General features: G+C 41.9%; 26 protein-coding genes. All 26 read left to right on the top strand.

Translation table 11 applies throughout. The features are described from left to right. Nucleotides 1–34 precede the first annotated feature (34 nt). The 26 genes from MHB41_RS14230 to MHB41_RS14105 all read left to right on the top strand — a co-directional run bounded on the left by MHB41_RS14230 (nt 35) and on the right by MHB41_RS14105 (nt 20,212). A complete protein-coding gene (locus MHB41_RS14230; protein WP_046313398.1) occupies nt 35–1,123 on the top strand; it encodes an XkdF-like putative serine protease domain-containing protein in 1,089 nt (362 codons plus the stop codon). A gap of 22 nt (nt 1,124–1,145) precedes the next feature. Next, the gene (locus MHB41_RS14225; protein WP_024425904.1) at nt 1,146–2,069 is read left to right on the top strand and encodes a phage major capsid protein; all 924 of its coding nucleotides are present in this window, start codon (nt 1,146–1,148) and stop codon (nt 2,067–2,069) included. A 13-nt stretch (nt 2,070–2,082) separates the two neighbouring features. Next, nucleotides 2,083–2,466, top strand: coding sequence for a DUF3199 family protein (locus tag MHB41_RS14220; protein ID WP_024423261.1), 384 nt, complete (start codon nt 2,083–2,085; stop codon nt 2,464–2,466). Continuing rightward, nucleotides 2,463–2,819, top strand: coding sequence for a YqbH/XkdH family protein (locus MHB41_RS14215; RefSeq protein ID WP_046313400.1), 357 nt, complete (start codon nt 2,463–2,465; stop codon nt 2,817–2,819). Before MHB41_RS14220 ends, MHB41_RS14215 begins: the two co-directional genes overlap by 4 nt. Further along, entirely contained in the window at nt 2,816–3,313 is a 498-nt protein-coding gene (locus MHB41_RS14210; RefSeq protein ID WP_046313401.1) for an HK97 gp10 family phage protein, read from the top strand. Before MHB41_RS14215 ends, MHB41_RS14210 begins: the two co-directional genes overlap by 4 nt. A gap of 4 nt (nt 3,314–3,317) precedes the next feature. Then, entirely contained in the window at nt 3,318–3,773 is a 456-nt protein-coding gene (locus MHB41_RS14205; RefSeq protein ID WP_061109998.1) for a hypothetical protein, read from the top strand. Continuing rightward, a complete protein-coding gene (locus MHB41_RS14200) occupies nt 3,760–3,972 on the top strand; it encodes a hypothetical protein (RefSeq protein ID WP_034282476.1) in 213 nt (70 codons plus the stop codon). The genes MHB41_RS14205 and MHB41_RS14200 overlap by 14 nt, the downstream gene beginning before the upstream one ends. Before the next feature lie 3 nt (nt 3,973–3,975). Then, nucleotides 3,976–5,322: a phage tail sheath family protein gene (locus MHB41_RS14195; RefSeq protein ID WP_034282473.1), complete on the top strand. Its 1,347-nt coding sequence runs from the start codon at nt 3,976–3,978 to the stop codon at nt 5,320–5,322. A 1-nt stretch (nt 5,323) separates the two neighbouring features. Continuing rightward, a complete protein-coding gene (locus MHB41_RS14190) occupies nt 5,324–5,767 on the top strand; it encodes a phage tail tube protein (protein WP_024423257.1) in 444 nt (147 codons plus the stop codon). Between the two features lie 525 nt (nt 5,768–6,292). Next, on the top strand, nt 6,293–6,733 hold the full coding sequence (locus MHB41_RS14185) for a phage portal protein (RefSeq protein WP_012011040.1): 441 nt from the start codon (nt 6,293–6,295) through the stop codon (nt 6,731–6,733). A gap of 41 nt (nt 6,734–6,774) precedes the next feature. Then, on the top strand, nt 6,775–6,912 hold the full coding sequence (locus MHB41_RS14180; RefSeq protein WP_095357030.1) for a hypothetical protein: 138 nt from the start codon (nt 6,775–6,777) through the stop codon (nt 6,910–6,912). Next, complete coding sequence (locus tag MHB41_RS14175; RefSeq protein ID WP_340900031.1) at nt 6,913–11,040, top strand: transglycosylase SLT domain-containing protein; 4,128 nt, start codon at nt 6,913–6,915, stop codon at nt 11,038–11,040. Then, on the top strand, nt 11,033–11,701 hold the full coding sequence (locus MHB41_RS14170) for a LysM peptidoglycan-binding domain-containing protein (protein WP_061109996.1): 669 nt from the start codon (nt 11,033–11,035) through the stop codon (nt 11,699–11,701). Before MHB41_RS14175 ends, MHB41_RS14170 begins: the two co-directional genes overlap by 8 nt. 11 nt (nt 11,702–11,712) lie before the next feature. Then, the gene (locus tag MHB41_RS14165; protein WP_048237251.1) at nt 11,713–12,723 is read left to right on the top strand and encodes a hypothetical protein; all 1,011 of its coding nucleotides are present in this window, start codon (nt 11,713–11,715) and stop codon (nt 12,721–12,723) included. Continuing rightward, nucleotides 12,720–12,986: a DUF2577 family protein gene (locus MHB41_RS14160; RefSeq protein ID WP_061109995.1), complete on the top strand. Its 267-nt coding sequence runs from the start codon at nt 12,720–12,722 to the stop codon at nt 12,984–12,986. The genes MHB41_RS14165 and MHB41_RS14160 overlap by 4 nt, the downstream gene beginning before the upstream one ends. A 14-nt stretch (nt 12,987–13,000) precedes the next feature. Beyond that, nucleotides 13,001–13,423 (top strand): DUF2634 domain-containing protein, encoded by a 423-nt coding sequence (locus MHB41_RS14155; protein ID WP_061109994.1) that lies wholly within the window; start codon nt 13,001–13,003, stop codon nt 13,421–13,423. After that, a complete protein-coding gene (locus MHB41_RS14150; RefSeq protein ID WP_061109993.1) occupies nt 13,416–14,465 on the top strand; it encodes a baseplate J/gp47 family protein in 1,050 nt (349 codons plus the stop codon). The genes MHB41_RS14155 and MHB41_RS14150 overlap by 8 nt, the downstream gene beginning before the upstream one ends. Next, the gene (locus tag MHB41_RS14145; RefSeq protein ID WP_176967262.1) at nt 14,449–15,372 is read left to right on the top strand and encodes a YmfQ family protein; all 924 of its coding nucleotides are present in this window, start codon (nt 14,449–14,451) and stop codon (nt 15,370–15,372) included. Before MHB41_RS14150 ends, MHB41_RS14145 begins: the two co-directional genes overlap by 17 nt. A gap of 11 nt (nt 15,373–15,383) precedes the next feature. Then, nucleotides 15,384–15,767 (top strand): phage tail protein, encoded by a 384-nt coding sequence (locus tag MHB41_RS14140; protein ID WP_024423249.1) that lies wholly within the window; start codon nt 15,384–15,386, stop codon nt 15,765–15,767. Nucleotides 15,768–15,781: 14 nt separating this feature from the next. Continuing rightward, nucleotides 15,782–16,660, top strand: a complete 879-nt coding sequence (locus tag MHB41_RS14135) for a hypothetical protein (RefSeq protein WP_340900032.1) — start codon at nt 15,782–15,784, stop codon at nt 16,658–16,660. Between the two features lie 10 nt (nt 16,661–16,670). Then, entirely contained in the window at nt 16,671–17,000 is a 330-nt protein-coding gene (locus tag MHB41_RS14130; RefSeq protein WP_340900033.1) for an XkdW family protein, read from the top strand. Next, nucleotides 16,997–17,170 (top strand): XkdX family protein, encoded by a 174-nt coding sequence (locus MHB41_RS14125; RefSeq protein ID WP_176967263.1) that lies wholly within the window; start codon nt 16,997–16,999, stop codon nt 17,168–17,170. Before MHB41_RS14130 ends, MHB41_RS14125 begins: the two co-directional genes overlap by 4 nt. Nucleotides 17,171–17,177: 7 nt before the next feature. After that, entirely contained in the window at nt 17,178–18,305 is a 1,128-nt protein-coding gene (locus tag MHB41_RS14120; RefSeq protein ID WP_176967264.1) for a pyocin knob domain-containing protein, read from the top strand. A 48-nt stretch (nt 18,306–18,353) separates the two neighbouring features. Next, complete coding sequence (locus MHB41_RS14115; RefSeq protein ID WP_327828016.1) at nt 18,354–19,739, top strand: hypothetical protein; 1,386 nt, start codon at nt 18,354–18,356, stop codon at nt 19,737–19,739. 12 nt (nt 19,740–19,751) lie between these two features. Then, on the top strand, nt 19,752–20,072 hold the full coding sequence (locus tag MHB41_RS14110) for a hypothetical protein (protein ID WP_340900034.1): 321 nt from the start codon (nt 19,752–19,754) through the stop codon (nt 20,070–20,072). After that, on the top strand, nt 20,069–20,212 hold the full coding sequence (locus tag MHB41_RS14105) for an XkdX family protein (RefSeq protein WP_034624530.1): 144 nt from the start codon (nt 20,069–20,071) through the stop codon (nt 20,210–20,212). The genes MHB41_RS14110 and MHB41_RS14105 overlap by 4 nt, the downstream gene beginning before the upstream one ends. The last annotated feature ends 17 nt before the right edge of the window (nt 20,213–20,229 follow it).

Genomic DNA, 20,229 nt, shown 5'->3' with positions numbered 1-20,229 from the left:
AAGCGCATGCGCTTTTTTGAAAGGGGGTGAACATATGCCGAGAGAATTAAAAAACGCAAAAATTACGCATGTTTCCTATGTGGACAGAGCCGCAAACAAAAAGAAATTCTTTTTGATGAAGGCAAATAAAAGCCAGCCTGATTTTCAAAAGGAGGTTAGTGTGCTGACAAAGGCAAAAGATGCTCATCGTCTTGTGTATGGTGTCGTGTATGAACCGAATACACCTGATGCACACCAAGACTTTATGTCTGCCAAAGAAATTGAAAGAGCGGCACATGGTTTTATGAAGGATGCCCGCCGCATTGACAAGCAGCATGATTTTCAACATGGTGTGGGCGAGGTTGTTGAATCATACATTGCCCCCGCTGATTTTGAGGTAGGCGGTGAGCTGATTCGAAAAGGATCTTGGGTACTTGTAACAAAGGCTTCCCAAGAGATTTGGGATCAAATCCAGAAAGGCCACATTACAGGGTATTCAATGGCTGGAACGGCGGACATCGTAGCAATAGAAGAACAAGATCAGCTCCTATCTCAAAGCACAAATGAGAGAGGGCTTTTTTCTTTGCTGAAAAATTTCTTTTTGAAAGAGGAAGGTGCAAACATGTCACAACAATTTTGGAGCGTTTTAGACCATCTGCTGGAAGCCTTACAGTCAAGTGATGGTGATGAGGCGGGTGTAAGATCAGCGCTTGAGCAATTGCTGCCAATCGTGCAGGACATTTTGAAGACAGAGGATGTGCTTCAAACGATTGGTGAAAGGCCAGCCTCCGTACAAAAACAAGATGCCGCTCTGACAACGGAGCAAGTACAAGAGCTTGAAAAAGCAAAAATGGCCATTGAAAACGTCTTACAGCAGGCAGAACAGCAGGAAACAGATCAAACAGAGGAAGAACCTGTCCAAAAGGTGCTTGAGCAAGTCGTTGCACCGATTCATCATCAGCTTTCTTCCTTAGAGAAATCAGCCAGCAGAGAAAAAGCAGCGCTTGAGCAAGTGCTTCAGCAGCAGCTTTTGCCTATTTCAGAGCGGATTCACATGCTTGAAAAAGCGCGCGGTATGTCAAAACAAACAATCCACGATACACAAAATGACAGTACAAAGCCCATATGGGATGGCTTACTATAAGCCTAAATAAGGAGGAAACAGTGTGAGAAATCAAGAGTTGATTCGCAAGGCCGAAATGACACTTGCCAGCTTAAAAACCGGCGGTCTCATGAACGCAACCCAATCCAACACATTCATTAGAATGATGCAAAATACACCAACCGTTTTAAATGATGCACGTATTATTCCAATGGAAAGTGATTCACAAAAAATCGAAAAAATCGGCTTTGGCCAGCGTATTTTGCGCCCAGCAGAAGAAGGCAAAGCACTTGATGCGAAAGACCGTGTTGTCCCAGCGACAAGCACTGTCCAGCTAAATGCGAAAGAGGTCATCGCAGAGATTCATATGACCTACGACAGCATTGAAAACAATATTGAGAAAGACGGAATTCAGCAGACGATTATGCAAATGCTAGCTGAACGAGCAGCCGTTGACATTGAAGAGCTCATCGTCAATGGCGATACGACTTCAGCAGATCCATTTTTAGCTCAAATGGATGGCGTGAGAAAACAAGCAGTCTCTCATATCGTAGATGCAAACGGAGCGGAAATCAGCCGCCAAATGTTTAAGCAAGCCTATAAAGCGATGCCGTCAAAATATTTACGTGTACCTCAGGATTTCCGTTTCTACACATCTCCAAGCTTAGAGGTTGAGTGGAAGGATCAAGTAGCAAACCGTCAGACAGGCCTTGGAGATGCGGCCATTCAAGGCGGACTTTCTTCTGCATTTGGTGTGCCGGTCAAAGGTCTTGCCAATATGCAGCCATATGACGAAGCGGGAACAGACGTATCAGATATTTTGCTGACACACCCTAAAAATATTATCGTAGGTTTCTCTCGTAATATTCGAATTGAAGTAGAAAAAGATATTCGCAGCCGTAAATTTATTATTGTCCTCACAGCGAAGCTAGACAGCAAATTTGAGGAAGAGGATGCTGTAGCAAAAGTGATGAAAGTGAAAGAGTAGGTGACGGCAGGTCATGATCATTTCTGCTGAAGAACTGCAAGCCTATTCTGTCTTTGATCGTGTGAAAAATCGATCTGTGGAAAGACTGACAGCAGATATTATCGAAGCAGAAGCTGCGGTATTTCAGATCGTAGGTCACGATTTCTCAAGCGAAAAATATCAGCCCCTCCCTGAAAAAGCAAGAATCGCATTATTAAAAATGGCCCAATATTTTGCCATGCTGAATGATGACGAATCTATGATGAAAGGCTTTACGTCAGAAAAAATGGGCGATTATTCATATGCGAAGGCAGCTGATCAAGTGAAAGGCAGACCCTATGTATATGCCCTGCTTGTAGATTACATTGAACCAACATTGACCGGCGGCAGTGCCAAGTTAAAGGTGAGGTCATTATGAGCTATCAATCTCTATTAACAGATCGCTGTGATCTTTTTCATCTTGAACGGAAGGAGTCCGCCCGCGGGAAATTTGGAATTCCAGCTGATGATTTACAAATAACACTTTCCTATCCCGATGCTCCCAGCCTGACCGATCTAGCTTGTTATGTCATAGAAAAGAACCAGTCACTTGTGCAAGAAGAGCCGAATACAGTCATTTATCAATCCTATCTTGTTCATTTTCCTTTAGGAAGTGATATTCGCTTGCATGACAAAATGGTGTGGAATGGCGTGTCACTCAAATTACAGCAGCCTAAAAAAGTGAAAAATCATCACATCGAAGTGATGGCAGTCAGGAAGGAAAATCTATGAAAATTGATGGACTTGACCGGCTGATTTCACAGCTGCAGACAGCGGGTGATGGCGGCTTAAAGGCAGAATATCAAGATTGGCTGAAGGACATGGGCCTGCAATTTTTAGACATCATTCAGGATGAATTAATCAAGGAGAATGCTGTTGATACAGGCCGGCTTCTTAGATCCTTTACACAAGGCGATAAGGAGAATCATTTTCTCATTTCAAAAGGCGGTCTCACACTTGAAGTGGGAACGCAGCTTGAATATGCCTCCTATGTCAATGATGGACATGCCACTTCTTCAAGTGGAGAGCGAAGATGGGTGCCTGGCAGATGGACTGGCAGCCGCTTTGAATATGATCCGAATGCAAGTACAGGAATGATGCTTGCCTCTCAATGGATTGATGGCAATGGCTACTGGGATCATGCTGTCATGCTCTATGAGCAAATGTTTGAACAGTCGCTGGATCGAAAGCTGCAAAGCTGGTTCGATCGACATTTTGGGAGGTGATGGAATGAATCAAGAAGTCGGGGCAATCATGCATTATATCTACACACACTTTCCTGCGACAATGTATGATCGTCTTTTGCCAGAACGCTTTCAAGTGCCATCCGTTTATGTGCCGCCTGTGACAGTGATCAGCGGTCCAGATACGGTCTCTACCTTTATGAAATCTTATTCGCTGCAAGTGAAAGTCTTTCATATTGATACAGAAAAAGCACATGATGCGGCAGAATCAATCGTTGATGCATTGCTTGCTGATCGTCAAATCATTCAGATGATGAGTGAAGACGGAGAGGTGCTTGATGATTATGTCCGCATAAAAAGAGTGGAAACAAGAATGATAGATCAAGGCGTAGCAGCGATTGTCCTGACGTGGGATAGCAGCTATTGGTATAACCGTGACAAACAGGCAAGCCTTGAAGATATCAACTTTTCAGATGGGGTGATCAAACGTGAGCAAGACTAAACATGCTCAGCCTGCTCAAACAGCCGGCGAAGAAAAAGAATTTGGCTTTTCATTTGAAGCCTTAAAGGAGCACAGTAAGGATCTTTTTGGGGTCAAACCAGAAATCCTTGAAGGGGCTCTTTTTTATATCAAACATCAACCAATTACAAAAACAGAAGCGAAAAAGCACATTGATGCTTTTTTGTCCAAGGAGGTTTAAAGGATGAACGGAGGCACTTTTACACCAGGTACAGAGAAAAAGCGTCCTGGTATTTACTTTAATTTTAAAACAACAGCAGAGCAGCGAATTACTTTAGGCGATCGAGGTACAGTGGCACTTCCCCTTGTGATGAGCTGGGGAGAACCCAAAACCTTTATTTCCGTTTCAAACATGGAAGATTTAAATAAAAAGGTTGGACTCAACATTGATGATAAGTCACTTCTTCTTTTCCGTGAAGCAAAGAAAAAAGCCCAAACGGTCTTGCTTTACCGCCTAAATGAAGGAGAGCCGGCCAAAGCCGAAATTGCTGAAAATTTTGTCGTCACAGCAAATTATGGCGGCCTAAAAGGAAATGAGATCACAGTACAAGTCGCAGAAAATGTACTTGATAGCACAAAACGCGATGTGATCACTTATCTTGGAACAGATATTGTGGATAAACAGGTCGTCACTGATGTCAAAGACCTTGTGAAAAACAAATACGTTCAATTTTCTGGTGAAGGTGAAGCCGTCATCACAGCAGGTGTGGCACTAAGCGGCGGGAAAAACGGCGTGGCAAGTGTCGCAGATTATACAGCTTTCCTAGAAGCAGCAGAAACAGAATACTTCGATGTCATTGCCCTTCCAGTCGATAATAGTGAGCAATTAAAAGCAACCTTCGCTTCATTTATCGAGCGTCTACGTGATAAGCAAGGACGTAAGGTGCAAGGGGTTGTGGCGAATTATGCAGCGGACCAAGAAGGAATCATCAATGTGACAAGCGGCGTTGTCCTCGAAGATGGAACAGAACTAACACCTGCCCAAACAACAGCATGGGTCGCAGGTGCAAGTGCCGGAGCAAATTTCAATCAGTCATTGACCTTTGTTGAATACGAAGGAGCAGTCGATACATTAGAACGCCTTGACAATGATCAAGTAGAATACCGATTATCACAAGGGGAGTTCCTTTTCACCTTTGATGCGAGAGATCGTACCGTGAGTGTTGAAAAAGATATTAACTCCTTGACTAGCTTTACAGCTGAAAAGAACCAGCAATTGGCGAAAAATAAAATCATTCGTGTGCTTGATGCGATCAACAATGATTTAACATTCGAATTAAAAAATCTGATTAAATTACGTAAAGCCAATGGCAATGACATTCCAGCATCAGATGATGGTGTGCAGCTTGTGAAAACACTGATTACTCAGTATCTTACACAGCTTCAAGATGGCAGCGGCATTACAGGCTTTAATTCAGAAACAGATATCGTAATCGGGCTCAATGAAGATCGTGATGGATTTATCATCGATTTAGCGGTTCAACCAGTAGATGCAGCAGAAAAATTCTATTTCAATGTGGAGGTGAAGTAAGATGGCTTTTAAAGCGCAAAATACAATTTCAGGTAAAGAAGGTCGTCTTTTCTTAGAAGGTGAGGAGCTTGCATTTATCAAAACCTTCGAAGCAAACGTGGAGAAAAACAAATCAGAAGTCAACGTCATGGGCCGCCGAATGACTGGACATAAAACAACTGGAGCAAACGGAACAGGAACGGCAACATTCTATAAAGTTACGTCCCGTTTCGTTCAATTAATGCTCAATTATGTGAAAAAAGGAGAAGATCCATATTTCACTCTTCAAGCTGTCATTGACGATAAATCATCAGGCCGTGGCACTGAGCGTGTGACATTATTTGATGTCAACTTTGATTCTGCTAAAATCGCTGGATTGGATGTTGATTCAGAGGCGCTTGAAGAAGAAGTTCCTTTCACATTCGAGGACTTTGATCTGCCTGAAAAGCTGAAGAATACATTCTAAGAAAAGTGGAGGAAATTAGCTAATTAATTAGCAAAATAATAACTGAATATGCTATAATGCAGTTGTAATACAACCGTCTTGAAGCCGTCTTCATTTCGTCTGGTGACGTCTTGTATTCGATTCATTAAAATATGTTTACATGCAAAGCGATTTGCATAAAATAAAAAGAAGCCAGGATGCTCTAACATCCCGGCAATGTACAATGAGGCCCTTCAAGGGGCTGGCTTTTCGAATAGGTTCTTTAGGTAGACTTCCCTTTAACCTTCCACAGCTCAAGGGGAGTCTATTTTTTGTCTATATACGTCAACAAAGTAAAGATAAACATCCCGAATAAAAGCATAAGGGAAATCGCTTCAAATGTTGACATATGCATCACCCCCTTCCTATCGGGGATGAGCCAGACGCCCTTGAGCAAGCCGTTCAATTGTACAATTTAAATTATACATGAAAAGATTGGAAAGCACATTCAAAAAATGGATGTGCTTTTTTGCATTCAAAAAAACATAACAAAGGGAGTTTTTAAACATGAGTGAAAAACAAACATTTGATCTTTCATTTTTTATGCCAGGACAAACAGTAGAAGCGGAAGAAGTCAAAGTACCGATTTCTAAGCGTTTTGTTGATAAAAAAGGGAATGTCATTCCTTTTGTCTTTAAAGCCATTACAACTGAACGTATTGATGAATTGGAAAAAGAAAACACAACCTTCAAAAATGTCAAAGGCAGAGGACGTGTGAAAGACTTAGACAGCCAGCGCTTCTACGCACGTATTGCGATTGAATCGACGATTTATCCAGATTTCCGCTCAAAGGAATTAAGAGAAGCCTACAGCACACAAGATCCAGTTGAAGTAGCAAAACGTGTTCTGTCAGTCGGCGGTGAATATGCGAACTGGTTAAACAAAGCGATCGAAATCAACGGATTCGAAGATGAAATTGAAGATTTAGAAGAAGCAGCAAAAAACTAATAAAAGATGGGGATAAAGAAGCGGTGTTTTTATATTACGCAATGCACGAACTTCACTACTCCCCATCTGAACTCCTGGAATTATACGAATCACCAAGACCGTTCAAAGCATTCCTTTTCGGACTCATCAGCTACAAGCTAGACATGCTAGAAAAAGAAGCAAAGAAAGGAGGTAAATAATTGGCGAAACTTACAGCACGATTTGAATTAGAAGACCGGGTGTCGAAGAAGTTATTACGCATTCAAAAACGATTTCAAACGTTTGAGAAGCAGCTCAAACCATTTAGAAAACCAGTGAAAATAAGTCTGGAAATGGATGAAAAGAAATTAAGAAACCTCACGTTATCATTGCGGAAAGTTTCAGTATTTTCTATGAGGCTGGATCAGGGAATCTATCGGGATCTAAAAGCATTAAAAAATCAGTTAAACCTAATACCGGATCATCTGGTCATATCCTTTCAGGCGAAGGGGCTGGATGTCATTAAATCCAACATAGATCGTTTGAAACAAATGGGGACAAGTCCCATTATGCTGACGTTTAAACTAAACGATCAATTGTCAGCGAAAATGTCATCGATCAAAAAATCAATTCTTCAGCTCATCAACAGAACGTACTATATGAGATTAAACATGGTTGACCAAGCCACCGCTGCAATTCAACGAATCAAAAAGACACTCAAAAGCTTGACGATGTCCAAACACGAAATCAGAGTGTCTGTTCAAGACAATGCAAAAAGTAAGCTGAAAAAACGAGATCAGGCAGAGTCTGTTGTGAAAGAAAAAACCATAAAAAAAGAGCCTGAGGCTGCTAGTAAGCCAGTTAAAACGGATGAACCTAAACAGAGTTGGCTCCAAAGCTTTGCCAATAAAGGATTAAAAGAAATTCAAAAATATGCAGATGACGTTGCAGACAAAGTGAAGGAAAAATTGAGTCCTAGAAAGTTTTGGGATGAAAAAGCACTTCCTTGGGTTGAAAATAAAATAGAAGAGTACAAACAAGATGTGATCGGAAGAATTAAAGAGAAGATTAAATTTAATCCTGAAGAAAAACTAGATCAATGGGTGAAGACTGGATTAGATCGTCTCTTTGGTACAAGTGATCAATCAAGTGAAAACAACAGTACGACTACGGCACCAACAACAGCGCCAACAACAGCACCAACAACAGCACCAACAACAGCACCAACATCAACACCATCTAATTCGGCTCCTAAAACGCAGCCTAAGCCGCGAGGTGGAAAAGGTTTGTTTCGCAGTAGTTGTTGCCCTTGTTGTGCAAGAGGAATAAGCAGCCGAGGATCTACTAAAGCGAAAAATGGCCGTTCACCGAGAAGATCAACAAATCCAAATGCCACATCAAGAACCGAAATGAATAGAAGGCCTCCAAGTAAATTAGGGAAACTGAAAACAAATGCAGATAAATTATTTGGGAAAATCCCTAGTGGACTAAAGAAAGGTGCGGGTATCGCAGCTTCAGTTGGCGGGCTTACGGGTCTAATGAAAGGTGGCAAGGGGTTAAGTGGATTAGGGGATGCGATGAAAAATATCGGTAAAGGGAGCGGTAAATTATTAAAGAAAGTACCTATTCTAGGTGGTTTACTTAGTGCAACAAATTTAATCGGTATGAAAAAAGAGAATGCTGGTGAAAAGATCGGTACGACTGGAGGCGGTATCGCCGGCGGGATGGCAGGTGCTGCAGCAGGTGCAGCTATTGGAAGCGTAGTTCCAGGAGTAGGTACAGCCATCGGTGGTCTAGTAGGCGGCATCGCTGGAAGTATGGGCGGCGAATCTATCGGTGAAACGATCGGAAAATGGTTTGATGGCGGCGGATTTGAAAAGATTGGCCAAAAAGCCATTGAAATCAAAGACCAAATTGTTGAAGTTTGGTCAACAGTTGCGACTTGGTTCACAGAAAATGTCTGGACACCATTAAGCAGTACGGTTGTCACAGTAGCATCATCCATCTGGTCGAGTTTAGTCAATGCTTGGACGTGGATCCAAGAAACATTCAGTGCAGTAGCAGGCTGGTTTATCGAAAACGTCTGGACACCGTTAAGCGGTACAGTCGTTACGGTAGCCACGACCATCTGGTCAAGCCTAGTCAACGCCTGGACATGGATCCAAGAAACATTCAGTACAGTCGCAGGCTGGTTTATCGAGAACGTCTGGACGCCGTTAAGCGGTACAGTCGTTACAGTAGCCACGACCATTTGGTCAAGTCTAGTCAATGCCTGGACATGGATTCAAGAAACGTTCAGCGCAGTCGCAGGCTGGTTTATCGAGAACGTCTGGACGCCACTAAGCAGCACAGTTGTTACAGTCGCTACAGGAATTTGGACAGCATTATCAAATGCATGGAAAAAGATACAATCAATCTTTGGAGTGGTATCGACATGGTTTATGGAAAATGTGTGGAATCCACTTGTAGATACGGTAGGAACCATTAAAGACAGTTTCGGTAAAAAGTTTGAAGAAGCGTATAAAGTCGTGACAGATATATGGGATGGATTATCCAAATGGTTTGAGGACAACATTCAGACGCCAATTGTAAAAGTAGCAGAAGCTATTGGTGATGGGTTTTCTAAAGCGTTTGGCTGGGTCAAAAAGATTTTTGATAAGGCTGGCGGTGGGGTTGATTTTGTATTGAAACATGTCTTTGGAGGTGCTGATAATAACGCAACAGGCGGTTATATCACCCAGCCAACCTTATCATGGGTCGGTGAAGCTGGTAACGAATTTGTTATTCCAACTCAAAATAACCGAGGACGCGGAAAAATGCTGTTGGCACAGGCAGCTTCTCAACTTGGAATGTCTGTTGTACCAAGCGGAGCGGCAGGAAACTCAGTGTCAAGCTCTCCAGCTCCTACAGCAGTAGCTTCATCATCTTCTGTCGGTTCAATAGATGGATCGGTCTCGATGACTGGGGACATTCAAGCCTCTAGCATTGGCGAGCAATTTAATGACGATTTTGAACAAGGGTTAAACCGTAAAGTCATCTCTCTTGATCAATGGAAACAAAAGAATATTCAGCAGCCTTTTGGTCAATTGACATCAGACTCAGGAAAGTATGGTCAGCAAACGGTTTCTGCCTTTGCAAACGGTCAGCAGATGACACCAACAGGAACAGACAGCTTCTTGCAAAGTCGTGTAAAAGCACCCTACCAACAAGTCATGACAGCATCACCCACTTGGGGTTCTGGAACAGTTAGTGGTTTTGCAGCAGGCCAAAATGCCACATCAATTGGCACGAGCCAATACGTAGATCAAAACATCAAACAACCATTCCTGCAAGCAAAACAAGAATCACCAGGCTGGGGTTCTGGAATGATTGACGCCTTTAACAGCGGCATGCGTTCCAAAGGAAGCGAAGTCACGCAAGCGGCCAAAGAAATGGCGAAGAAAGTAGAACAGGCGTTTAGAGAGGAATTAGACATTCATTCCCCTTCACGCGTCATGATGAGTCTTGGGAAATTTGCATCGATCGGTGTCGTCAAAGGGCTCGACTCAGTTGATGTGAAAAAATTTGCTGAAAATCAGGCTGGTTCATTAATCGGTGCCTTCAGCGGTATGAGAGCTTCAGGGCTTAATATTAAACAATGGCTCATGGCGGCTATCATGGCAACTGGTACATCAATGAGCTGGCTTCCAGGTCTGATGACCATCGCGCAGCATGAGTCACGTGGAAATCCGAGAGCGATCAACTTATGGGATTCCAACGCCAAAAAGGGAACCCCTTCTAAAGGCTTAATGCAAACCATTGGAACGACGTTTAACGCCAATAAAGGCAAAGGCATGAATGACATTTGGAACCCAATTCATAATGCCGTAGCAGCTATTAACTACATTAAGGGAAGATATGGAACAGTCTTCAACACGCCGGGATTACGAAGTATGAGAAGAGGCGGACCTTATAAAGGCTATGCAAATGGCGGATTGATTACTCAAGAGCAGGTGGCTAGAGTCGGTGAAGGAAATAAACGCGAATGGATCATTCCAGAGGAAAGAGGCATTCGCGGAAGGTATTTATTGACGCAGGCAGCCAAGGCACTTGGGATGCAAGTATATGATCCATCAAATGCATCTGCTCCTTTACCAGCAGCACGTATGCAGCAAGTTACCTCAGCTCAGTCTACTGGCAGTACAACTTCGCCAGGTAATAAACAGATTACGATTCAATTCAATGGAGATCAGCATTTCCATAATGGACAAGATCAGCAATCGCTAGTCGAAAAAATTAAACAAATGCTTGTAGATGAACTAGAAGTAGAGCTTCATACAGGAACGAAGGGGGTCGTAATTGATGGGTAAATCTGTGTATCAATTGTGGATTTCCCAAGGAAAGGACAAGTTGCGATTCCCTGTCCTTCCATCCGAACTCGAAATCACTAACAACGTACAAAATGAAACAGTAAAGGTCGCCTCTTTTGGAGAACTGACCTTTATTGACGTACCATCGGCGAAACAAGTATCTTTCACCTCATTATTTCCTAAGAAATATTCGCCGATTGCTGAATATAAAAGCATTCCATCACCAGAGAATGCGATCGCGAAAATTGAACGAATGATGCGTTCAAAGAAATCCGTGCGGTTGATTGTAACTGGAACAAAAATCAATATGACGTGCAGCATTGAAAGCTTCACCCACAAGGAAGGGTCATATGATATTGGAGATCGTGAATTTACGATCGAGTTAAAGGAATACAAAACTGCATCTCCTAGGAAAATAAAACGTAAGAAAAAAGCAAAACAAACGAAAAAGAAACGGCCTTCAAAAACACCACCAAAAATGTACACCGTCAAAAAAGGGGATACGCTATGGGCCATTTCTAGCAGGTTTTATGGCGACAGTACAAAATGGCGGCGTATTTGGAATGCCAATAAATTAGCGATGATTAAACGTAGCAGACGCAATATTAAGCAGCCGGGGCATTGGATTTTCCCTGGACAAAGGTTAAAAATACCACAATAGGGGGGCTGGCATTGATCGAGCTTTTTGCCATCAGAAGCGGCACCATGTATGAGCTTGTCACAGAGAGTGTGACACTTCAGGGGCAAAGGTATCAAGCCCCTCGCTCTATTCAAGCAAATATTATCACTAAACAAGGCAGTCAAACATATTACCGTGTCTCAGAAGGGGACACGGTTCTTTTTAAATGGAAAGGAAAAGAGCTGTTCAGGGGCATCGTTTTTTCCCGGACACCGGTTGAAGGAAAGCTGACTTTTACCGCATACGATATGCTTCAATATTTGGTGAAAAACCAAGATGTCTATGTTTTTTCAAATCAAAGAGCAGATCAAATCTTAAGGCGGATTGGAGCTGACTTTCAAATTCCAATGACCTCCATCGCCAATACAGGACATGTCATAAAATCACTAGTGTTTAAAAATGATACGAGCTTGTATGACATGATATTGAAAGCATTGAAAGAAACGAAGCGACAGACTGGAAGAAACTATCAAATTTATTCTGCTAAAGGCAAGATGGGGCTGAGAGCCTGGCCTGATCCAGAGGACGTCTGGGTCATTGAATCAGGCGTCAATCTCATCAGTTATCAATACAGCACCTCGATTGAAGAGACAGCCACTCGTGTCAAGATGCGTACGTCTGCTGATGAACAGGGGAAGAATAAGAAAAAAGGCAGTAAATCCGAGATTGTGGTGATCGAACAGGATAAAGCCGGTCAGAATAAATACGGTATTTTACAGCATGTTGAGACAGTCACAGGGCAAATCAACCAGCCGCAGCTGCAAAAAAGAGCCAAAGTACGGCTGGCAGAGAAAAAAGGCGTCAAACAAGAAGTCAAAAGCATACAAGCGTTAGGAATTCCAGAGCTGCAAAGCGGTCTCCCAATCTATTTGAAAATTCCTGAAATCAACGTGAAAAAAACTTACTGGATCGATCAAGACAAACATGAATTCAGTGGGGTGAAACACACCATGACCATTGATGTTGTTGAGAAAAATTCCATGCCAAAGGGTGATCAAGCGTGAGATTAAGTGAAGCGATTAAACGATTGGCAGTGAATGCAGTAGACGCAGAGTCGCCAATTGATCTTGTCATCGGAGAAGTCACGGCAGTTTCTCCTCTGAGCATCCGATTAAATGAAAATCATAAGCTGATCATTCCAGAAGAATTACTGATTTGGCCGAAGCGCTTAAATAAGGGTGAGGATGATGAGCTGATAAGGGGAGACAGTATTATGGTGCTTGCAATGGCAGGAGGCCAGTCCTTTTACATCATCGACAAATTGTAAGGGAGGTGATGAACGTGGCACTTTCACCAGAGGAAGAAATCGAGGAAATAGAAGAAGATGAAGAGGTCGAAACCTCAACGACGTATCGAATAGATTTTGAAACTGGCAGACTGACAGGCGAAACCATTTCAGGTATTGAGGCAATCCGGCAATTCATTTATATGACACTTAGGACAGAGCGGTATGCACATCCTATCTACAGCCACGACATTGGCACTGAAATTCAGGAGCTGTTGACGGATACAGAAGCTACGGATGAATACAAAGAAATGGAGATTCCAAGGCTGCTAGAGGAAGCGCTGCTCGTTGACGAACGGATTGATCATATTGAAGAGTTAGAGGTCACAAAACAAAATGCCTCGTTTCATGTCAAACTAGCGATTGTCACAGATGAGGGCACATTAGAAATAGAGGAGGTGATGGAGGGCGATGTTTGAGGAACAGACGTACGAAGCATTAATGGAAAGAATGCTGGATAGACTGCCAGATGATATAGATAAAAGAGAAAACAGCGTCATTTGGAATGCCTTGGCACCTGCTGCCGCTGAATTGGCCCAGTCCTATATTTGGCTTGATCAAGTGTTTGAGCTGGTCTTTGCAGACACAGCACAAGGAGAGTTTCTAGATCGGCGGGCTGCTGAAGTAGGGATCGAAAGAAAACCAGCCACTAAAGCGGTTTGGTCAGCGGTCATTCAGCCAAACAATATCAACATTCCAGCTGGCTCACGTTTTTTTATTGAAGACGTTTATTTCCAGTATTCGAAGGATGGTACGCTAGAATGCGAGACACCTGGTAAAGCCGGCAATGTTCAATTAACAGATCAGCAGCTGCTGTCACTTGATACAATTCCAGGACTTGAATCGATTAAGATGAAAGAACTGGTGATACCAGGTCAAGAGGAGGAAGATGACGCTTCTTTATATGATCGATATTTAATACGTGCGAGGCGGGAGGCTGTCAGTGCCAACAGGGCGCATTATAAAAAATGGGCTGAGGAAGTGCCCGGTGTTGGCAGAGCGAAAGTGTTCCCGCTTTGGAACGGAGAAGGGACAGTCAAAATTGTCATCACAGATGGCAATCTAGATGTTGCATCAGACCTTCTTGTCAAAAGGGTACAGGAATATATCGACCCAGTGCCAGGTGAAGGAGAAGGACAAGCGCCTATAGGCTCGAAAGCAACCGTTGAAAGCGCCAAATGGCTGGATATCGACATAGAAGTAGCTGTCGAACTTCAAATGGACTGGACCCTTGAAGGAGCTCAGAAAGAAATAGAAGAAAAGGTCAAGACGTTGTTGAAATCCATCGCATTTGAAAAGAGTACCATTCGAATGTCCGCTTTAAATGATATTTTGTACCATTCAGAAAGTGTGTCAGATTATGCAGATGTGTTATTGAATGGCGAGTCGAAAAACTTAGTATTACAGGACATTGAGATTCCGCGTCTTAGGCAGGTGAAGGTTATTGAGCAAACAGGATGAAATGAAAAACTATTTGCCGCCATATTTTACAGAGATTTATGAAGTTGATCACCTGCTCAAGACAGAGGCACCGGAATTTGAGCAATTGGACGAATCTATTTTCGACTTAACGGATCAGTTCTTTCCTTTAACAGCGACATGGGGATTGAATAGATGGGAAAGAATGCTGAAGGTGCAGCGGGAATCAGATGATTCAATTGAACTGCGCAGGGCACGCTTACTCAATATGATGTCAAATATTCCCCCAATCACGTATCTTTCATTAGAGAAATCAGTGAATCGCTTTCTCAAGAATCCAAGTGCTGTCATCCGTCTCACAACCAATCGCTATCACTTCGCTTTACGTGTGAACCTAGATGATCTGCAAAACACGAGATATATTGTAGAAATACTTGAAACGTTAAAGCCCGCACACTTGGCTTATACGTTCACAGCTTTTCATCATACCGACGTACATGAAAAAAATGATCATCACGGGAGGCTCACACTGCGCAGCAGAGTGGGTTTTTTCGATCATATCCCGATTTTACTCAATGGTGAATTTGTCTTAAATGGTACGTTTTATCTCAGCGGAACACGAGGTACAACGGATGTGCCTGCTCGTTTTCGGCATTCATTAAACATGAGAATGCGGCTTCAACATCAGTCAGAAACAGCATATCGCATGAACTATATCATGACTGGAGCGGTACATGAAACGAAGCAAGGAGCGGCATTGACTTTACGCACAAAAAATCAGCTCCAGCATCAAACCAAGAAGAAGATGACGTTCCGTCTGCCAGTACATGTCCAAACTGAGCAGGGTGGAAGCTTACTGATCAAAGATCATTACTGGATTCTCGATGGATCTGTTCCGCTGGACGGATCAAAAATGCTAGCAGCAACTTCTAAAAAAATAGATTTATAAGGAGGATCACAATGGCTGATCAATTAACCGTAACAACACTGTATGCACGTCAACAAATGGCAAAGGCAAGAGCCGAAGGAACAAAACTCACAAAAGTCGTCAAAATGGCATTTGGAAATGGGGGAACGAAGGATGGAAAACCGATCTCACTAGACGGCACTGAACAAAAACTCAAAAAAGAACTAGTCCAAAAAAATATTGATTCGTTTACCTTCATGGAACCAGCAAAAATCCGCTACACCTGCACGATCGCCGAAGGAGAACTGGCAGGAGAAGTGATCAACGAACTAGCACTTGTCGACGAAGACGGCAAATTCACCGCCATTCGCACCATGACAGACAAACAAAAAGACGGCGACATCGAATTTGTTTTTGAGATTGATGATATTTATTAATGGAGGGAAAAGAAGTGGAGATAAAATCACCTTTACCGTTTGAAACCACTGACAAAGCCCATGCCAACTTGTTTAACCAGATGGTCGACACACTTGTAGAGAATGACAATGCGCTGAGTAAACAAATTGCAGGGATCACAAATGAAAGCTTCTTCAAACTAACAGGGGATCAAGCCATTCAAGATGCAACAGTCAGCGGCGAGGAATATCCAATAGGTATTACATTCATGGATATTGGTCAAGCCAATGATACGGGATATCCTACAAGATTCGGCTTTGTGAAAAATGAAAAATATAGCAACTTTCGATTTGTTCAATATTACTATGGGACTGGAAACGAAGCAGGCAGCTATTTTGATAGCACAGGGACGTGGTGCCGTCATTGGTGGACAGGATCGGGTTGGACCGACTGGCATAAACTCTCTGGGTTCTGTCATGCCAATATAGGTACAACTGGGAAGCAGTTATTAACCAAGGGAGAGTATCAAAAAGTCCTTTTTAATCGAAAGATAAAAGACAGTCATAACAATTTTGATATTAAAAATAATCGCTTCATCTGCCCTGAAAACGGAATGTATTCAGTGAATGCTGGTGTGTATATTGAAAGCTTTCAACGGTATGCAAACTTTGAATTATCGATCTATTTAAATGGAAAAAGATATAAAAATATTTCACATCAAAGACAAAGTCCGACAAGCCCCTCTGATACGTTGAGTTTTAGTATGGGACTTTATGGTTCTGCCAATGTATCGGCTAATAAAGGGGATTATTTAGAAATTTACATGTACGCAGGATATGATGGAGACGTTAGTCGTTATATATCAGATAACTCAGGCTGGTACAACTATTTTGACATTACAGAAGTAGGCGGCCGAAATTTCCCGCGAGTATAGGAGGGTTTTGATGATTTTATATGAAGCCATTAAATATAAATATCCCGATGCGGATCCGCAAAAGGATTTTGAACTAAGAAATGACGGCGCTGGTTCGTATATAGATGAATGGTATCTTGATGTGCCCAAACCAACAGAAGAAGAATTGAAAAAATGGTGGGAGGAATCACAAGCCAATCCAAGGTATCAACCACCGCTCCCACTAGATTATCTAGCGCAAGAAGTAGCAAAAGAAAAGCTGATGAGAAAACAGCTTGAACATCAATGTGATCTTCTATCAAACGAACTAAAAGCGCTAAAAAATGACATCCTTTTCATTAAAGGAGAGAGTACAACATGAATTATTGGGTAATGGCATTATATTTCCAATGGATAACACCTGAGTTGGTCAAACAAGCAGTTGAACTAGATGATTGTTCGATGGAAGATCTAAATGCAGGATACGAGCAAAGGATACTCACTTTAGAGCAGCTGCAAGAGATTGAACCAAATTTCAAGGCAAGGGAGTGAAAACCGAATGGAAATAAAAGAACCAAAACTTTTTAACGTGAATGATAAAGCGCATGCAGATCTGTTTAATGACATGGTCAGAGTACTACTTGAAAATGATACTGGATTATTAGAGCATCTCTTAAAACATACAAATGATGGCGGAGTACACGCATCTGAAACAGAAAAGAAAAAATGGAATGAATCCCAGAGTTATAAGATCACGGCTGATAGTGGAAGACAGCTTATCAATGTGTCAGCCGGGGGAAGTATATTTGATGCGATAAAAGACAAAGGAACATGTACATTTTATGCAGCTGCTGGTGTGGAGGATTCACCTGCCTTACCGAATGTATCAATAAGAGGGCTGCAGACAGTAGGCCAAGACAATATTGGCTCTGGCTTTGCAATTGATATGTCAGGTAATGCTTATTTTTTCTATTATGATGCCGGACATACGTCGATTACATGGACAAAGCTGCCTACAGAAAGTGATAGGAACAGATGGGATAACGGTCAATTAGTAAAAATCACACAAGATAATGGAAAGCCCATTTATCATGGATTTGCTAGCGAAACAGACTATAACACCCTCACTCAGACAGGAATGTACCTCATTTATAACCAAGGTATAAACGGTCCATCATCCTTTAATCGAGTGTTTTTATTGGTCATGAGTTATGGCAGTACATTAGTGCAAATAGCATACGAATCTGTTTATGGGAAGAACACATACTTTAGAGTTCTTAAACACAATGCAGAATCATGGACACCATGGGAGAAGCAAATCACGCTATCAGATCTATTAGAAGGATCTTGGGAAACACCTAAAGAGATTAAAAGCAATTGGAAGGAATATGACCCTATTAATTTACCAGTAAAATATCGCAAGAATCTCCTAGGTGAAGTTGAGATAGTAGGAGCTGTAAAAGGTGGGACATTAGGAAATAATGCAGTGTTTAATTTGCCTGAAGAATATCGGCCGAAACAGGCAATGCATTTTGTAGGAGTCGCTTCTAGTATAGGGACGCCAGGAGTACCACAATTCCATCGTACCTTAATAGATAAAGAGGGTAATGTATGTGTACAATCATCTTCAAATAACGCCAATCCCACTGAGTTTATTACATTTGGTTTTAAGTTCAGCACAAGGTGAAACTAATAAAACCAATATTTAGAGCTGAAATATAAAAGGAGAATGTTCATGGAGATAAAGACATCTCGTTCTTTTAAAGTCAGTGACAAAGCCCATGCAGATCCGTTTAATGACATGATCAAGGTTATTCTTGAAAATGATGTTGGACTTTTGGATCAAATCAATCAACACAAAAATGATGCAACATCTCATGCATCTGTAACAGAAAAGCAGAAATGGGATCAATCTCGGTTATATAAAATGACAAATGATAACGGGTCCCAGTTGGTGAATATCCCTGCTGGCGGCAGTATTTATAACGGGATTAAATCGTTAGGTGCCTGCTCGTTCTATGCTCCGGGAGGTTCTGGAGTAGTCGATTCTCCTGCTATAGGTAATGCTGCATTAAGAGGCTTTCAGCTTGTAGGTCAAAATAATATTGGCGTAGGAATCGCGATTGACACATCAGGCAATGCATTTTGTTTTTCCTATCATGTGAATGACGTCGGAATTAACTGGCTCCAATTGCCGACACAAAATGAAAAAAACAAATGGGACGCAGGACAACTATCTAAAATCACTGCTGACGATGGAAAAGCTTATGAAAGAATTAATGCAAACGATCCTAGTATTTTAGATAAACTTATCAAATTACCTGGCGTGCATTCTTGGTATATTCATGAAGCACACCCCGATCTGCCTACAAAAAGTTCTATGAGGGCCTTATCAGTCTTTAGTGAAAATACTTATGGTTGGATCATTGGGGCGAATAATACAGGCGATGTATACATCAATCGATCGACGACAGATGTTACCGGTACTCAGCAAGAATGGAGCGGCTGGAAGAGGTTGAACGAGCACCCATTATTGAAAGCGAATGGAAATAGAATGCTTATTCCTACTGGTACAGATATACTCACTCTGCCTTCTGGTTTTTATTATGTCTCTGGAACGAATGCAGTAAATATGCCATCAACGACCGATGCTTCTTGGTTTAATGTAGATATTTTAGAAACGGGAAATAACCGCAAAACTTTTCATGTGAGTCGAAGCTATGATAACAGCCATTGGTACGGAACTACTCATACTGATGGAATCTTCAGGGGCTGGAAACAGCTAGTGACAAATGCTGAGTTTGAACATGTCACGTGGCTTAGTGTTACCTTAGACAAAAGTTCATCTATAGGGGATAGACCCGTTGAATATGTGAAATGGGGAAATTTGTTGTTGCTGAGAGGTCATCTAAAAGCAAATAGAGAAATCATCTGTGGACGGATTCCAGCCGAAGGTTTACCAGAGAAAGGTCTTGTGGTGTCAGTTCCCGTATCAGGTACAACGGGTCATAGTAAATTACTTATATATAAGACAGGAGAACTAAAGCTAACTGGTTTACTGGCAGCGAATGAAAGTGCAGTAACTGGCTACTATTTAGACACAGTCGTCCCATTAAATTAAGGAAGTGATAGTATGATACAAGTTTATGAGTACACTCATCAAAATGAATTGGTCAGACCTATAGTAGTGTTTGAGAGGGATGATGAAGGAAATTATATCATTCCAGATCAATGCACAACAATTGCTCCACCCAATAATCCTTCTTTTTATAAAGCAGCTTTTGATGTGGAAAAACAACAATGGTATGAATCTGCGACACAGGAGTATATAGATAACCTAAAACCAGCCCCTCGCCCGCCAAATGATATAGAACTATTAAAGAAACAAAATGCTTTATTATCAAAACAATTAACGCAGCTATTTGCTATCTTTAAAGGAGCTGAATCAAAATGATGTTTCCAACTGTAGCAGATATCAAACAATTTTGGGACTGGCAATGTTACGGCCCAGAGGACATTGCATTTTATGTAAGCATCGGCTGGATCTCAGCAGACGACTATCAAGACATAACAGGAGACAAATACGAAGCCTAATGGCTTTATTTTTTTGT

Origin of the sequence: Bacillus sp. FSL H7-0578 (assembly GCF_038630855.1) — a bacterium.
GTDB lineage: Bacteria > Bacillota > Bacilli > Bacillales > Bacillaceae > Bacillus > Bacillus safensis.
Note: the sequence above shows the minus strand (reverse complement) of the source record. Positions and strands in the feature narration are given on the sequence as shown.

What these genes read in the sequence shown, in the direction of transcription:
- MHB41_RS14150 (WP_061109993.1), top strand. Translation starts at nt 13,416, where the DNA reads ATGTTTGAGGAACAGACGTACGAAGCATTAATGGAAAGAATGCTGGAT.
- MHB41_RS14230 (WP_046313398.1), top strand. Translation starts at nt 35, where the DNA reads ATGCCGAGAGAATTAAAAAACGCAAAAATTACGCATGTTTCCTATGTG.
- MHB41_RS14190 (WP_024423257.1), top strand. Translation starts at nt 5,324, where the DNA reads ATGGCTTTTAAAGCGCAAAATACAATTTCAGGTAAAGAAGGTCGTCTT.
- MHB41_RS14205 (WP_061109998.1), top strand. Translation starts at nt 3,318, where the DNA reads ATGAATCAAGAAGTCGGGGCAATCATGCATTATATCTACACACACTTT.
- MHB41_RS14120 (WP_176967264.1), top strand. Translation starts at nt 17,178, where the DNA reads ATGGAAATAAAAGAACCAAAACTTTTTAACGTGAATGATAAAGCGCAT.
- MHB41_RS14210 (WP_046313401.1), top strand. Translation starts at nt 2,816, where the DNA reads ATGAAAATTGATGGACTTGACCGGCTGATTTCACAGCTGCAGACAGCG.
- MHB41_RS14125 (WP_176967263.1), top strand. Translation starts at nt 16,997, where the DNA reads ATGAATTATTGGGTAATGGCATTATATTTCCAATGGATAACACCTGAG.
- MHB41_RS14185 (WP_012011040.1), top strand. Translation starts at nt 6,293, where the DNA reads ATGAGTGAAAAACAAACATTTGATCTTTCATTTTTTATGCCAGGACAA.
- MHB41_RS14140 (WP_024423249.1), top strand. Translation starts at nt 15,384, where the DNA reads ATGGCTGATCAATTAACCGTAACAACACTGTATGCACGTCAACAAATG.
- MHB41_RS14110 (WP_340900034.1), top strand. Translation starts at nt 19,752, where the DNA reads ATGATACAAGTTTATGAGTACACTCATCAAAATGAATTGGTCAGACCT.
- MHB41_RS14215 (WP_046313400.1), top strand. Translation starts at nt 2,463, where the DNA reads ATGAGCTATCAATCTCTATTAACAGATCGCTGTGATCTTTTTCATCTT.
- MHB41_RS14130 (WP_340900033.1), top strand. Translation starts at nt 16,671, where the DNA reads ATGATTTTATATGAAGCCATTAAATATAAATATCCCGATGCGGATCCG.
- MHB41_RS14180 (WP_095357030.1), top strand. Translation starts at nt 6,775, where the DNA reads ATGCACGAACTTCACTACTCCCCATCTGAACTCCTGGAATTATACGAA.
- MHB41_RS14220 (WP_024423261.1), top strand. Translation starts at nt 2,083, where the DNA reads ATGATCATTTCTGCTGAAGAACTGCAAGCCTATTCTGTCTTTGATCGT.
- MHB41_RS14195 (WP_034282473.1), top strand. Translation starts at nt 3,976, where the DNA reads ATGAACGGAGGCACTTTTACACCAGGTACAGAGAAAAAGCGTCCTGGT.
- MHB41_RS14105 (WP_034624530.1), top strand. Translation starts at nt 20,069, where the DNA reads ATGATGTTTCCAACTGTAGCAGATATCAAACAATTTTGGGACTGGCAA.
- MHB41_RS14115 (WP_327828016.1), top strand. Translation starts at nt 18,354, where the DNA reads ATGGAGATAAAGACATCTCGTTCTTTTAAAGTCAGTGACAAAGCCCAT.
- MHB41_RS14170 (WP_061109996.1), top strand. Translation starts at nt 11,033, where the DNA reads ATGGGTAAATCTGTGTATCAATTGTGGATTTCCCAAGGAAAGGACAAG.